This window comes from Arthrobacter sp. StoSoilB5 (assembly GCF_019977235.1).
Classification (GTDB): Bacteria; Actinomycetota; Actinomycetes; order Actinomycetales; family Micrococcaceae; genus Arthrobacter.
Map to the genome: position 1 here is coordinate 47,730 of NZ_AP024646.1, position 13,425 is coordinate 61,154.

Genomic DNA, 13,425 nt, shown 5'->3' on the forward strand with positions numbered 1-13,425 from the left:
TTGATGCGCAAGGTCCTGATTGCGAACCGCGGAGAAATTGCCGTCCGAGTAGCCCGTGCCTGCGATGACGCCGGCATTTCGTCCGTGGCCGTCTACGCGGACATCGACGCCGACGCAATGCACGTGGCTGCCGCCGATGAAGCCTATAGCCTGGGTGGAAACAGCCCCGCTGAGACGTACTTGAACGTTGGGAAACTGCTCGCCGTTGCCGAACGGTCGGGAGCTGACGCCGTCCACCCCGGGTACGGTTTCCTTTCCGAGAACGCGGACTTTGCGCAAGCAGTGCTCGACGCCGGACTTGAGTGGATCGGTCCCTCGCCGGAGTCGATCCGCCAGTTGGGCAACAAGATCACGGCCCGCGAGATAGCTGTCCGTGCGGGTGCCCCTCTTGTGGCCGGAAGTGATGGACCAGTTGCCACTGCTGCTGAAGCCCGTGCCTTTGCCGAGGAACACGGACTCCCGGTGGCCATCAAGGCTGCCTTTGGCGGGGGTGGCCGCGGGCTCAAAGTGGTCCGCGAGCTCGTCGAGGTAGAGGAAGCTTTTGATTCCGCTGTGCGCGAGGCCGTGGTGGCTTTCGGGCGCGGCGAGTGCTTCGTGGAGCAGTACCTTGACCGGCCCCGGCACGTGGAGGCCCAGGTGGTCGCCGACGTCCACGGCAACGTGGTGGTAGTGGGAACCCGCGACTGCTCGCTCCAGCGCCGCCACCAGAAGCTCGTGGAGGAAGCTCCGGCGCCCTTCCTGAGTGACTCCCAGCAACAGCAGATCTACGATGCCGCCAAGGCAATCGTCCGCGAGGCCGGCTACTACGGTGCCGGAACCGTTGAATTCCTGGTCTCGGCCGATGGCGCCGTGGCCTTCCTGGAGGTGAACACCCGCCTGCAGGTGGAGCACCCGATTACCGAGGAAACGGCCGGGATCGACCTCGTCCAGGAACAGTTCCGTATCGCAGCCGGCTTGCCCTTGAGCATTACCGAGGACCCGTCCCCGCGCGGGCATTCCTTTGAATTCCGCATCAACGCCGAGGACGTTGGCCGCGGCTTCCTGCCTTCTCCCGGCACCGTAGTTTCGTTCCAAGCGCCCACGGGTCCCGGAATTCGCCTGGACACCGGCGTGCGCCCGGGCTCGTACATAGCGCCACAGTTCGATTCGCTCCTGGCCAAATTGATTGTCACGGGTGCCGACCGGCAGCAAGCCCTGCGCCGCGCACGGCGTGCTCTGGCCGAAATGGAGATCACTGGACTGGCCACCGTTTTGCCGTTCCACCGCGCGGTGGTGGAGTCCGCTGATTTCACCTCCGTGGCTGGGCTGCGCGTCCACACGCGTTGGATCGAGACAGACTTCGCGGATCAGATCCCGGTTGATCCGGAGTACAACGTGGTTGCCCCAAGCGGGACGCGCCGCACCATCACTGTGGACGTCGACGGCAAGCGGCTTGCTGTAGGACTTCCGGCGGACCTGTTGGACGGCTGGGCACGGTCCGGGCAGGGTCTTCCCGCGGCTTCGGACGTGACAGGACTGCCGGCTTCAGACGCCGGTGAGGCTGCCGTGTCCGAGAGCGCCTTGGTGTCCAACATGGCGGGAACAGTTGTGAAGTGGCTCGTCGAACCAGGAGCCGAGGTGTCTGCCGGTGATCCGTTGGTGGTCCTCGAAGCCATGAAGATGGAAACCCAGGTCACCGCACATCGCGGGGGCACACTCTCCTCCGTTCTGTCGGCTGCCGGTGGAGTGGTGACGGCGGGCGCTGTGCTGGCGCACATCGATTAGACCGGCTGGCTTGACTCATCCCGTCCTGGGCAAATCCCGGGCGTGGGCTGGGCGGTCGCTAACCCGCTATTTCGTTGTTCGGCAGCAACGGATTAGCGGCCAAGCAACGAGGTTGCGGCTCCCAAAATGTTGTCGAGTAGGCCGTTGCGGAACTTGCCGCTGGGATCGTGGGTGACGGCAAGGCTGCAGAAGTCCTCGAAGCGTGGGTAGAGCGTGGCGAAGTCGTACAGGCCTGGCGTGAAGAGCTTTCCCCAGTGTGGCCTCGCGCCGAAGGGACGCAGTGCTTCCTCGAGTTCGGGGAGTACCGCCTCCACCTCGGCCTGCAGCGGCTTCCATGTGAAGTGCAGTGCAACGCTTTGCTGGTGGTAGAACGGGCTGAGCCAGAACTCGTCGGCGGCTACTGTGCGGATTTCGGAGATAAACAGCAGAGGTGCCAGCTTGTCAGCGAGTTCACGCACAGCCTCCAGGGCAGCCGGGGCTTGGTCCAGTGGCAGGAGGAACTCGCTCTGGAGTTCCTCACCATTGCTCGGCGTGAATTCATGGCGGAAGTGGGGCAGCCGGTCCAGCCATTTGCCGGGCTCGTCCAGTTGACCCGTGCAGTTCTCGGCTGACATGCCGGGCAGCGGATGGAGCGCGGCCGTAGGCGCGGTGGCACCGAAGAGGTCAGGCAGGGCTGGCTCGGAATCCAGGGCTTTGAACCACACCTGCGGGATGGCGTCGCCGGTGTAGTTGGTGAAGAAGCTGACGCTGTACGCGGCCGAGGCGATGCTCGTGAAATCGGCCAGCGCCCGGTCCCACGGCAATTCCGTGAGCACGCGCTGCCGCATTTGATAGCTCGGCCGGACAGCCAATTCCAGTCCCGTGGCAATGCCCAGAGCGCCGACTCCTACTACGCTGGCCGGGAACTCGTCGTCGTCCTCGGTGAGCGTCACCAGCTCGCCGTTTGCACGCACCAGGTCAATGCTCACGACGGCGCCAGCCAGGGAGGGATTGTTGACCCCACTGCCGTGCGTTCCGGTTTGGATAGCGCCGGCCACGGAGATGTGGGGGAGCGATGCGAGGTTGTGGATGGCGTAACCCTGCTCTTCAATCGCCCGGCACAGGGCGCCATAGCTGGTTCCCCCGCTGACTTTGACGGTTCCCTTGTCCTTGTTGAGGACAACTTCCTGGGGCAATGCATCCAGGAGAACGTGTGTGCCATCGGTGTCCGCCACTTTGTTGAAAGAGTGGCGGGAACCGAGGGCCTTGATCCGGGGCGCGTTGGCCACAAGGGCGCGCAGCTGGTCCACCGACGTGGGCCGCTGGACTTCCGCGGACGAGTACTCGAGGTTTCCTGCCCAGTTCTTCATTGAATGATCTTCCCACTTGGCTACTTGCTGGCTCCCGTAATTGTTAACGTTCACAACTAATTGCGTCAAGAGGTGTCCAACTGGTTGAAGATAGAGTTCAAGAAATCCGACGTCTATCAGGAGCAGCACGTGAGCAAGGGATCCAAGCCCACTATCCGGGATGTGGCGGCGGCGGCGGACGTATCCCTGACGACCGTTTCCTATGTGCTTTCGGGGCGTCATGGGGGCACCACGCGGATCAGCCAGCCCACGCAGGATCGGGTTCTGGCGGCCGTCAAGGAGCTGGGCTACGTTCCCAATCAGGCGGCGCGCGGCATGCGGCGTGGCAAGACCGATGTTGTTGCGGTGGCAATCGGCAACCTGGAATGGCCGTGGGATCGCGCCTTGGCGGCAGCGGCGGCACGGATCCTCCCGCAGCACGGCTACCAGCCTGTGATCCTTTTGGGTGAGGACTGGAGAAAATTCATGATGTCCGGCGGTGCTGATGGCGTCATCATCGGCTACTTCCCGGAAGCCACTGCCGAGGATGAAACCGTCACCGAACTGGCCCGCCGGGGTGTCGCCCAAGTGGTGATTTCAGGAACCATGAAGCCAGCCGGATTTGACGTCCTTGCTCCCGAATCCGAGGCAGGGCTGGAGGAGGGCATGGACTTCCTTGCGGCGTCACACCGCCGGATCGCTTGTATTCGCCGGGCGGCGCCTGCGGGCAGGGTCAAGAGTCGTTTTGCGGCGTATGCTGCCGGACTGGAAAGGGCGGGCATACCGCTGGACGAATCCCTTGTCCGCACCTCCCAGCATCGGCCGGATATCGCGTATCAGTCTGCCCTTGAGTTGCTCCAGCTACCGGACCGGCCCACGGCCATCCTTTGCACTGACGATATGGAAGCCCTTCAGACGATCCGCGCGGCCTACCGACTGGGACTTCGCGTACCGGAGGACATCCAAATCGTCGGCGTCGGGAATTCCACGGAGGGCCAGGAATACGATCCGCCGTTGACCACAGTGGGTCCGGATCCTATCTTCGAGAAGGTGGTCAGGATGCTCCTGGACCGCCTTGCCGGAGCAACTCCGCCCGAGGGCGTCCGCCTCCCGTCACCGTGGACACTCCATCGGCGCGGCACCACCCGGGGTTAGCTGGATCCCGGGGGCGCTAGTCCTTCAGCGGGCGGCGAGCCAGCCAAGCAGCCACTATTGCGCCCGAGATGTTATGCCACAGCGAGAACACGGCCGACGGCAGCGCTGCCAGCGGGCTGAAATGTGCGGTGGCCAGCGTCGCGGCCAAACCCGAGTTCTGCATGCCGACCTCGAATGCCAGGGCGCGGCGGGCCTTGTCGTCGAGGCGGCCGAGCTTACCGGCCAGGTAACCCAGGCCCAGCCCAAAGCCATTGTGGAGGACGACTGCCAGGAACACGATGGCACCGGCGGCAACGATCTTGCTGGCGCTGCCAGCCACCACGACCGCCACGATCAGTGAAATCACGACGGCGGAAGCCCAGGGAAGTGCCGGCAGCACCTTAGCGACGAGCCTCGAGAGGAACAGCCGGGCGAGCAGGCCTGCGATCACCGGAAGCAACACGGTTTTCACGATGTCCAGCACCATGGCACCAGCATCAATGTGCAGGAACGAACCGGCCAAGAGGAGGGTCAGTGCCGGTGTGACGATGGGAGCGATCAGGGTGGAAACCGAGGCAACAGCGACGGACAGGGCTACGTCGCCCTTGGCCAGGAACGCCATCACGTTGGACGCCGTACCGGAGGGTGCGCAGCCCACAAGGATAAGGCCAACAGCGAGCTCGGGCTGTAGTTGAAGCAGGACGGCAATCAACCAGCCCGCTCCAGGCATGATCACGTAGTGGGCCACGATGCCGAGTGCCACCGCCCACGGTCGACGCGCCACGGAAGCGAAGTCGGGCGGCGTCAGCGTGAGGCCCATGCAGAACATGATGACACCGAGCAAATATGGCACGGCGAGGCCCATGGGCTTGAACAGGTCCGGAAGCAGGAACCCGAGGACCCCAGCCAGCACCACCAGGAGCGGGAAAACCGTCACGGCTATGCGCGCTATCTTGGCCTCTGCGGCGAGGGCCGCGTTCAGGGGAGGGGCTGACTCTGTTTCCGTCTGGGAATTCGTTGCCTCAAGCATTCATCCATGCTCACACTTAGCATTCAAGCCGGACGACTTCGTTACATCCTCACGGGCGTATATGTCAGACATCCGTCGTCTCGGTTGGGTTAGCCGTTCAGCTTGCCTGCGAGCCGCTCACGCATTCGGATACTCGCCTCGTTGAGGCCAATGAACTCCACCTCGCGCCCGTGGTTGCGGTATTTCTCAGTGACCGAATCCAACACTGCGATGGTCGAAGCGTCCCAGATGTGCGAGTTGTGAAGATCGATCACCACCCGATCTATGCCGTCCGAAGAATCCTTTGCATAGTCGAACTGGGTGTACAGATCATTGGACGAAGCGAAGAAGAGTTCGCCGTCCACCGTGTACGTGGCCACCGTTTCACCGTTTAGCTCCAGTTCCGTCCGCTCGACAGTCGCGAAGTGCGCAACGCGCCGGGCAAACAGCACCATCGCGGTCAAAACGCCGACGCCGACACCCACCGCCAGATTGTGCGTCGCCACCACAGCGGCAACGGTGACGAGCATAACGGCGGTTTCCGATTTGGGCAGCCGCTTCAACGTGGACAGGCGAATAGAGTGCCATTCGAAGGTGATCAGGGAAACGAAGATCATCACCGCAACAAGGGCCGCCATGGGAATCATGCCCACCACATCGCCAAGGACAACCACCAAGACCAGCAGGAAGGCGCCGGCCAGGAATGTTGAGAGCCGGCTCCGTGCGCCGGATCCCTTGACGTTGATCATTGTTTGTCCGATCACCGCACAACCACCCAGGCCACCAAGGAACCCTGTGACGATGTTGGCCACCCCCTGGCCCCAGGAAACCCTTGTTTTATTGGATCGCGTGTCCGTGATGTCGTCCACGAGCTTGGCCGTCAGAAGTGACTCCAACAGTCCAACGAGGGCCATGGACAGCGCGAAGGGCGCGATGGTCTGGAACGTCTCCAGGTTCAGTGGGACATCGGGCAGGAAGAATCCTGGCAGGCTGTGGGGAAGTTCGCCTTTGTCACTGACCGTAGGAACGTCGATGTGCCCCAGAACGGTGACCAAGGTGATGACCACGATCGCTACGAGCGGCGCGGGAATGGCCGTGGTCAGCCGGGGTAGGCCAAAGACCATGACCAATCCCACGGCAACTATCGGATAGACCATCCAGGGGACATTGAAGAGTTCGGGCATCTGCGAGATGAACACCAGAATTGCCAGTGCGTTCACGAATCCGATCATCACCGAGCGCGGAATGAACCGCATGAGCCGCGTGACGCCGAGGACGGCAAGGATGATCTGGAAGACACCAGCCAGGATGATCGTGGCAATCAAGTAGTTGAGCCCGTGCTCCTTCATCACGGGAGCGATGACCAGGGCCACGGCACCCGTCGCCGCGGAGATCATGGCTGGACGACCACCCACAACGGCAGTCACCACGCCCATGGTGAAGGAAGCGAACAGTCCAACCCGGGGATCCACGCCTGCGATGATCGAGAACGCAATGGCCTCCGGAATGAGCGCCAGTGCCACAACCAGTCCCGCAAGGGATTCCGTCAGCAGGCGGCGGGGCGAGCGGAAGGTCGCCCGCAGTGACATGAGTTGCTCGGGTGTCATGGCGTCCTTACAGTGCGGTCTGGCGGTAACGCTCAATCTGCTTAAGACGCCGCTGGAGGCTGTCGCGCCGCGGGTGCGGAACGACGTCGGGCGCCTCAGCGGTGAGGTCGATGTGTTCGGTTCCGTATTGCCACAGCAGCAGGTCGTCCAGGAGACGGTCGGGGCCGGGAGAATAGCGGTGGTCCAGGGCTTTGCGGACCTCGGTGATCCGGTTTGCACTAAGCAGCCCGGCAAGTTCCACGGTTTTGGTGAGTCCGTGGGCCGCAAGGAGTTCGGCAGCCCAGCCCCAGTCGTCATCAACTTTTCGGTCAACGTGAGGCAGGAGCGTACGCCACACGTCCCGAACGCGGTTGGGAGTCAGTGGCGAGGCGCCCTCTCCCTCCAGGTCCCAATAGCCTCGGACTTCTTCGTAACGCTCGTGGAGGTCGGCGAAGGCGCTCTCCACGGTTTCCAACATGGCCGCAGTGGCGGTGAACTGGCGATCGAAATGTGGCGTCCAGGCGCGTGGATCCTCCGCCTTGAACCGGATATCGTGCTCGATCTCGCTCCAGGCGTGCGCAAAGACGGTGCGGATCTGGCACTCGAAGAAGTAGCTGCCGTTGGCGGGCATGTCCGGATTGAACACGTGCTGGTATTCCTTGACGGCCTCGTTCTGGATGGTGCGAAGGATGAGGTGCCGGCTGGAGTATCCGTACGTGCCCGATTCGATGGAGCCGATGTCCTTTTCACGGTCTCCCCGGCAATCGAAGAGCTGGCGTTGCCGCTTGATGATGTTGGCCACGGCAGCGTTCTCGGCTGGCAGCTTGGTGATGACGCGGATGCCCACCATGTCGTTCAAAGTGCGGAACGGGTCAGGGAACTTGAGGATGCGAGGGCCGCCCGGCTCCAAGGGATCATCCGTGCGGGAAATTTTTTCGCGGAACGACTCCACCGTTTTGGTTCGCCCAGTGACGAACAGGGGAGTGACCTCGGCGTCGTTAAGCATGTCCCGCAAGGTCAGCAACACATCCCGCGTGACCCGCTTCAGGGCAGGGCGAACACGCTCATAAAGCGCCACGTTCGCATTCACTGCATCGCGCTGGTCCTGGTCCAGGCTGTCCCAATTGCTTGCCATGCCCCCAGCTTACGGGGCGGGTCTGACACTGGAGCGGGCCACCCGCCGTCGGGGTGCCCCTAGCCAAAGTTGCGGGACGTCACGATAGGCTCGGTACAAAGGAGGGCGCAATGTTGCGGCACAAGTACAGCTACGGCGAACACCCCAGTCAGTGGGGCGAACTCTTCATACCTGAACCGAACAACGGAAACCATCGCGGCGCGTCACCTGTCGCGGGTGGTGTCGCAGTTGTGATCCACGGCGGCTATTGGCGTTCACAGTACGGCGCCGAGCTCGGTGAGCCCCTGGCCCGCGACCTCGCGGCACATGGAATTACCGCCTGGAATCTTGAATACCGGCGGGCCGGCAACGGCGGTGGTTGGCCCCATACCTTCGAAGATATTCTGGCCGGCATTGACCATCTCGCCGAAATCGCCGAAAAGCACGAGCTCCACCTGGGCAAGGTGGTGGCCTTAGGCCACTCCGCCGGGGGTCATCTGGCTGTGTGGGCGGCCGGACGGCAGCGCCTTTCAGCCATCGGAACGCCCGACGCCGACCGCCAGCTCGTGCGGGGACCCGAGGATAACGCCGTCCATCTAACGGGCGTCGTCAGCCAGTCCGGCCTCCTGGACCTTGCCGCCGCGGAAAAACTGAATCTCAGCAACGGTGCTGTCTGCAACCTCATGGGCGGTGATTCCGCCAGATACCCCAAGAGGCATAAGTACGCCGATCCCATGAGCTCCCTGCCCATTAATGTTCCAGTTTTCGCCGTCCACGCTACGGACGATGAAGACGTTCCTGCCAGCCAGTCCGAGGCCTATGTCGCGGCGGCAACGGCAGCCGGAAGTGCCGCGCAGCTGCTGCGTGTCCCGGGCGACCATTTCGATCTCATAGACCCCAAGGCCGTGGCCTACAAGAAATGCCGCGAATTGGTGCAGCGCTTGCTCTCCTGAATCACTGGTAGGGCCCGCCCTTCCTCTGGCAGAGTGGTCCCATGCTGACTGTGATTGGCGAGGCCTTGGTTGACGTCGTGCAGCGCCCCAGCGGAATCGAGGCGCACGTTGGTGGCAGTCCGCTCAACGTCGCTGTTGGCTTGGCGCGTTTGGATCACCCCGTGCAGTTCATCGGGCGGTTTGGCCAGGACGCGTACGGCGATTCCGTTGCCGCGCACCTCCGATCCAGTTCGGTGATGGTTCCCCTTCCGCCCGACGGCAAACCCACCAGCGTGGCCACCGCACTGATCGACGACGACGGCGCCGCCACCTACACCTTCGACCTCACCTGGGACTTGCCGGGCCTTGCGGAGCGGTTGCCGCTCATGCTGCAGGGCGCCACCTTGCTGCATACGGGTTCGATAGCCACCGCTTTGGAGCCCGGGGCCGCGGCCGTGCTTGCCGCCGTCGAGCATGCCCACCCGGGCTGCACCATCAGTTTCGACCCCAACTGCCGTCCCAGCATCATCACCGACCGCGAGTACGCACGAAGGCAGGCCGAACGCTTCGTGGTGCTCTCCGACGTCGTCAAGGCCTCTGACGAAGACCTCGAATGGCTGTACCCGGGCGTCGACCCACTGGAATCGGCTCGGCGCTGGTTGTCTTTGGGCGGTACAGGAGGCCCCGCGCTGGTGGTGGTGACGCGGGGCGCGCGTGGACCGTGGGGAACGACAGCCACCGGAGAGACCCAGGTGCCGGCGCCTTCCGTGACGGTCGTAGACACCGTTGGTGCCGGCGATTCGTTCATGGCGGGATTGCTGTCCGCGATCGTTGACCGCGGGCTGGACGGCGCGCAAAACCGCGGGGCACTGAGGGCCATGCCGGCCGAAACCCTGGCCGCAATCATGGACCATGCGACCCGTGCCGCCGCCGTCACGGTGTCCCGGGCCGGAGCCAATCCGCCCACGCGGGCTGAGCTGAACCACCGTGCTGTTGCCAGTTAAAACTCTAGCCGGGAAGACCGGCCGATTGGAGGTGCACCATGAAGGACCACGACCCCTACGCCTCGGCGCCCGTGCCCGAATTACAGGTCACGAGCGAGTCATTCCGCGATGGTGAAACCTTGGGTCCCGATCAGCGGAGCGGAATTCTAGGCGCCGGCGGCAAGGACATCTCTCCACAGCTGAGCTGGAGCGGAGCTCCTGACGGAACGAGGAGTTTCGCAGTCACAATGCTGGATCCGGATGCTCCGGATCCTGGAGGGTTCTGGCATTGGGCTGTGCTCAATATTCCCCCCGAGGTGTCAAGTCTTCCGGCCGGTTCCGGTGGCCAGGACGGTCACGCCCTGCCCGCCGGTGCCTTCCAGTTAAAGAACGACGGCGGCCGCGCCGGCTACCTTGGGGCGGCCGCACCGAAGGGGCATGGGCCTCATCGGTACATAGTGGCCGTACATGCCTTGGATGTGGAGGACCTGGGCGTACCAAAGAATTCCGAAGCGCGCATACTTGCCTCAGCCCTTCCGGCGCATACCTTGGCGCGGGGAACCATTACGGGCATGTTCGAACGTTAGCGGCGGCATTTGGGTTCTCAACAGCCACGTAGACTGACATGATGCGGCTCGTAGCAAGTGATATTGACGGCACCATCCTCGGTCATGACGGCAAGATCAGTGATCGAACCGTCAAGGCCTTCAAAGCATGCCGGGACGCCGGGGTGGAACTTGTGTTCGTCACCGGCCGGCCGCCGCGTTGGCTGTACCCGCTCCAGGAGCAACTTGGGCACAGCGGCATCGTGATCTGTTCCAACGGCGCAGTGGTCTGGGATCTGGAAACTGAGAAGCCCATTTCCTCGTGCACATTGGACGTCGAATCCATTTTCGAGGCGCGGCGCATCATAAAGTCCCTCCGGCCGGATGCCTTATTCGCCGTGGAAACTCTGACGGGTTTTCAGCTGGAGCCTGGCTTCATAGAGAACGAAACCAGCGAGCTGATTGCCGAATTCACTCCCGCACCGTTGGCCCAGACGCTGGCTGCGGATGACGCCGTCGTGAAGTTCCTGGCGATAACCCGCAAAGGGACACCGGACGAATTCCTTGCCGAGGTTCAGCCCGCCGTTGCCCACTTGGTCAGCACCACGCACTCGGCACCGAGAACCGCAATGCTTGAGATGTCCGTTCCCGGCATCAACAAGGCCGTCACACTCGCCAAATACGCAGAGTCTCTGGGGATCGGGGCTGCTGACGTGGTGGCCTTCGGGGACATGCCGAATGACATCGAGATGCTCCGCTGGGCCGGCCACGGTTACGCGATGGCCAGTGGCCATCCGGAAGCGATCCTCGCCGCGGGGCAGCAGGCGCCGCACTTCGACGACGACGGCGTGGCCCAGATCCTCGAGGCGAAACTGACGGAGCAGACGGTCTAACCGTGCATCACGGGTGACGTATACCCTGGCCTGCCAGCACGGCGCGGTAGCCCTCAACATACGTGGGGAAGGCGAACTCGAATCCAGTCTCGCGCAGTCGCTGGTTGGAGCAGCGTTTGTCACCGGGGCCGGGATTGGACGCGGTGTCTTCCACTGCGGTTGGTGGTTCCGGGTTTCCCAATTCCAGGGCCAAGAACCGCATGACGTCACCCATCTCGGCTGCGTGGTCGTCCACGCCCACGTAGACCTGATCAGGGTCCTGCTCCATAGTGGCGAGGTGCACGATCATGGCCGCGGCGTCGTCCCTGTGAACTCGGTTTGTGTGCCGGGGCTGCGCCGGTATCACGGCTTGGCCGGACAGGACCTGGCTGATCAGTCGTGTTCGTCCTGGGCCATAAATGCCGCCGAGCCGCAGGACGATCGGTTGAGTCCTCGTCCCGCGGGTTCGGGCGAGCAGCAGATTTTCGGCCTCCACCAGCACTTTGCCGCTGAAACGCGTGGGCTCAGTGGGTGTGGTCTCGTCCACCACCGCTCCATCGGAGTCCTTGTAGACGGCGGTGGAGGAGACAAACAATATGCGTCTCGGTTCAATGGAATCGCGGTCCAAGGCGTCCAGAATATTATGCAAACCGTCTATATACGCCGCGCGGTATGCCTCCTCAGTGGACGAGTCAGCGGCGATAGACACAATAACGATCTTCACATCCGCTGGCAGGATCGGGACTCCACGTGAGAGGTCCGCATGCATGCCTCGTATTCCGGCGGGGAGCTTTTCTGGAGAGCGTCGGAGCCCGATCACATCGTGGCCCAACTCGGCGAAACGCAGTCCGGCTTCGGTTCCAAGGTCGCCGCACCCGGCAATCAACACAGTCATGCCACTAGTTTCGCAGCCCTGACCTATCCCAAAGCTGTCACTAAGTTCCCAGTCTCCATACAACCCGCGTTCAACTTGCGCCCGTAGGCTTTCAGCCACAGACCCGTTTAGCTTGTTGATTGTGTAGGGGAACCATGGCCAAGCGTAGGATCAACGATTTCAACACGGCTCCATTGCGGCGCATCGAGCCGGATCACCACTGGAGGTCACTCCGTCAGGGCGACCGCGTCAGCGTCACGCTGACGCCCGGTTACGAATCGGCCGGGGTTGTGGATGCTGGCACCGGCGACGCAACGGCAGTCTGGGTGGAGCTCGACGGCGGTCGCGGCCGCACGCTGGTGCACGTCAGTGACGGCGTGGCGATCGTTCCCCAGGAGAAGGTGACCGTTTCCGAGGAGTCGTAGCGGAGCCTGCACCATGGGCTACGCTACGGGTGTGACGCTGCCCTATTTCCTCCGCAAGGATGGCACTGTGGGCCCGCTGGCCTTTGCCCACAGGGGATTCTCCCTGCATGGGATGGAGAACTCCATGGCTGCGTTTGGGGCCGCGGTTGAGCTCGGCACCTTGCATCTTGAAACTGATGTACACACCACTTCAGACGGCGTGTTGCTCGTTTTCCATGATGCTTCCCTGGACCGGGTCACAGATTCGACCGGGCGTATCGCCGAGTTAACGGCAGCCGAGGTAGCCAAGGCCCGCATCGGCGGAGTGGAACCCGTGCCGACTTTTGACGATCTCGTAGCTGCGTTTCCCGATGCGCGCTTGAACCTGGACGTGAAGGACTGGAATTCCGTCATATCGACCGCTGAGGCAATCGAGAAGCACAGCATCCATGGCCGCGTCCTGGTCACGAGTTTCTCTGACCGGCGTCGTCGTGCCGTCTTGAAGCTCCTCAGCCAGCGGACGGCTTCGTCGGCTGGCACCACTTTGACCGCGCTCTTCGTACTCCTTGGCCCCGCGCTGCCGGCGGGCCTGGCCCGCAAGGTGCTCACCGGCGTCGACGCTTTCCAGGTTCCGGCCCGGTACGGTCGGTTTCCGGTGGTGACTGCCGCTTTTGTTCGCCGCGCACACCGAGTGGGCGTCCAAGTGCACGTCTGGACCATCAACGATTCCGCAGAGATGGAACGACACCTGGACCTGGGCGTGGACGGAATCGTGTCGGATCGGCTGGACCTCCTCAAGGAAGTCCTGGTACGCCGCGGTCAGTGGGTCTAGCACTCCCAAAAAGCTCCGCCGAAGTGGCAGTTGATGACAGTCCCAGGC

General features: G+C 62.9%; 13 protein-coding genes. 8 read left to right on the plus strand and 5 right to left on the minus strand.

What is annotated here, in order from left to right; genetic code table 11:
* The first annotated feature begins 3 nt into the window (after positions 1-3).
* Positions 4-1,764: a biotin carboxylase N-terminal domain-containing protein gene (locus LDN75_RS00245; protein WP_223935221.1), complete on the plus strand. Its 1,761-nt coding sequence runs from the start codon at positions 4-6 to the stop codon at positions 1,762-1,764.
* A 92-nt stretch (positions 1,765-1,856) separates the two neighbouring features.
* Here the strand turns inward: LDN75_RS00245 and LDN75_RS00250 are convergent, their stop codons facing one another.
* A complete protein-coding gene (locus LDN75_RS00250) occupies positions 1,857-3,113 on the minus strand; it encodes a D-arabinono-1,4-lactone oxidase (RefSeq protein WP_223935222.1) in 1,257 nt (418 codons plus the stop codon).
* Between the two features lie 129 nt (positions 3,114-3,242).
* On the opposite strand from LDN75_RS00250, the gene LDN75_RS00255 reads away from it, so the two are divergent.
* Positions 3,243-4,247, plus strand: coding sequence for a LacI family DNA-binding transcriptional regulator (locus LDN75_RS00255; protein WP_223935223.1), 1,005 nt, complete (start codon positions 3,243-3,245; stop codon positions 4,245-4,247).
* A gap of 16 nt (positions 4,248-4,263) precedes the next feature.
* On the opposite strand, the gene LDN75_RS00260 is transcribed toward LDN75_RS00255, so the two are convergent.
* The 3 genes from LDN75_RS00260 to LDN75_RS00270 all read right to left on the minus strand — a co-directional run bounded on the left by LDN75_RS00260 (position 4,264) and on the right by LDN75_RS00270 (position 7,956).
* Entirely contained in the window at positions 4,264-5,256 is a 993-nt protein-coding gene (locus tag LDN75_RS00260) for a bile acid:sodium symporter family protein (protein WP_223935224.1), read from the minus strand.
* Positions 5,257-5,345: 89 nt separating this feature from the next.
* Positions 5,346-6,842 (minus strand): SulP family inorganic anion transporter, encoded by a 1,497-nt coding sequence (locus LDN75_RS00265; RefSeq protein ID WP_223935225.1) that lies wholly within the window; start codon positions 6,840-6,842, stop codon positions 5,346-5,348.
* Between the two features lie 7 nt (positions 6,843-6,849).
* On the minus strand, positions 6,850-7,956 hold the full coding sequence (locus tag LDN75_RS00270) for a RelA/SpoT domain-containing protein (protein WP_223935226.1): 1,107 nt from the start codon (positions 7,954-7,956) through the stop codon (positions 6,850-6,852).
* 110 nt (positions 7,957-8,066) lie between these two features.
* On the opposite strand from LDN75_RS00270, the gene LDN75_RS00275 reads away from it, so the two are divergent.
* Genes LDN75_RS00275 through LDN75_RS00290 form a run of 4 tightly spaced genes read left to right on the plus strand, consistent with a single transcriptional unit; the run spans position 8,067 to position 11,288 of the window.
* Complete coding sequence (locus tag LDN75_RS00275) at positions 8,067-8,888, plus strand: alpha/beta hydrolase (RefSeq protein ID WP_223935227.1); 822 nt, start codon at positions 8,067-8,069, stop codon at positions 8,886-8,888.
* Between the two features lie 41 nt (positions 8,889-8,929).
* Positions 8,930-9,871, plus strand: coding sequence for a carbohydrate kinase (locus LDN75_RS00280; protein WP_223935228.1), 942 nt, complete (start codon positions 8,930-8,932; stop codon positions 9,869-9,871).
* Positions 9,872-9,909: 38 nt separating this feature from the next.
* Positions 9,910-10,437 carry a YbhB/YbcL family Raf kinase inhibitor-like protein gene (locus tag LDN75_RS00285; RefSeq protein ID WP_223935229.1) on the plus strand — a complete coding sequence of 176 codons (528 nt, stop codon included), beginning with the start codon at positions 9,910-9,912 and terminating at the stop codon, positions 10,435-10,437.
* A 41-nt stretch (positions 10,438-10,478) separates the two neighbouring features.
* The gene (locus tag LDN75_RS00290; RefSeq protein WP_223937683.1) at positions 10,479-11,288 is read left to right on the plus strand and encodes an HAD family hydrolase; all 810 of its coding nucleotides are present in this window, start codon (positions 10,479-10,481) and stop codon (positions 11,286-11,288) included.
* Between the two features lie 7 nt (positions 11,289-11,295).
* Here LDN75_RS00290 and LDN75_RS00295 read toward each other — a convergent pair whose 3' ends face one another.
* Positions 11,296-12,162 carry an SDR family oxidoreductase gene (locus tag LDN75_RS00295; RefSeq protein WP_223935230.1) on the minus strand — a complete coding sequence of 289 codons (867 nt, stop codon included), beginning with the start codon at positions 12,160-12,162 and terminating at the stop codon, positions 11,296-11,298.
* A gap of 134 nt (positions 12,163-12,296) precedes the next feature.
* On the opposite strand from LDN75_RS00295, the gene LDN75_RS00300 reads away from it, so the two are divergent.
* Both LDN75_RS00300 and LDN75_RS00305 read left to right on the plus strand, forming a co-directional pair.
* A complete protein-coding gene (locus tag LDN75_RS00300; protein ID WP_223935231.1) occupies positions 12,297-12,566 on the plus strand; it encodes a hypothetical protein in 270 nt (89 codons plus the stop codon).
* 13 nt (positions 12,567-12,579) lie between these two features.
* On the plus strand, positions 12,580-13,377 hold the full coding sequence (locus LDN75_RS00305) for a glycerophosphodiester phosphodiesterase (protein WP_223935232.1): 798 nt from the start codon (positions 12,580-12,582) through the stop codon (positions 13,375-13,377).
* Positions 13,378-13,425 lie beyond the last annotated feature (48 nt).

Excerpts from the sequence above, each read along its gene's own strand:
- LDN75_RS00245 (WP_223935221.1), top strand. The coding sequence starts at position 4 with ATGCGCAAGGTCCTGATTGCGAACCGCGGAGAAATTGCCGTCCGAGTA.
- LDN75_RS00250 (WP_223935222.1), bottom strand. The coding sequence starts at position 3,113 with ATGAAGAACTGGGCAGGAAACCTCGAGTACTCGTCCGCGGAAGTCCAG.
- LDN75_RS00260 (WP_223935224.1), bottom strand. The coding sequence starts at position 5,256 with ATGCTTGAGGCAACGAATTCCCAGACGGAAACAGAGTCAGCCCCTCCC.
- LDN75_RS00265 (WP_223935225.1), bottom strand. The coding sequence starts at position 6,842 with ATGACACCCGAGCAACTCATGTCACTGCGGGCGACCTTCCGCTCGCCC.
- LDN75_RS00270 (WP_223935226.1), bottom strand. The coding sequence starts at position 7,956 with ATGGCAAGCAATTGGGACAGCCTGGACCAGGACCAGCGCGATGCAGTG.
- LDN75_RS00275 (WP_223935227.1), top strand. The coding sequence starts at position 8,067 with ATGTTGCGGCACAAGTACAGCTACGGCGAACACCCCAGTCAGTGGGGC.
- LDN75_RS00280 (WP_223935228.1), top strand. The coding sequence starts at position 8,930 with ATGCTGACTGTGATTGGCGAGGCCTTGGTTGACGTCGTGCAGCGCCCC.
- LDN75_RS00285 (WP_223935229.1), top strand. The coding sequence starts at position 9,910 with ATGAAGGACCACGACCCCTACGCCTCGGCGCCCGTGCCCGAATTACAG.
- LDN75_RS00290 (WP_223937683.1), top strand. The coding sequence starts at position 10,479 with ATGCGGCTCGTAGCAAGTGATATTGACGGCACCATCCTCGGTCATGAC.
- LDN75_RS00295 (WP_223935230.1), bottom strand. The coding sequence starts at position 12,162 with ATGACTGTGTTGATTGCCGGGTGCGGCGACCTTGGAACCGAAGCCGGA.
- LDN75_RS00300 (WP_223935231.1), top strand. The coding sequence starts at position 12,297 with ATGGCCAAGCGTAGGATCAACGATTTCAACACGGCTCCATTGCGGCGC.
- LDN75_RS00305 (WP_223935232.1), top strand. The coding sequence starts at position 12,580 with ATGGGCTACGCTACGGGTGTGACGCTGCCCTATTTCCTCCGCAAGGAT.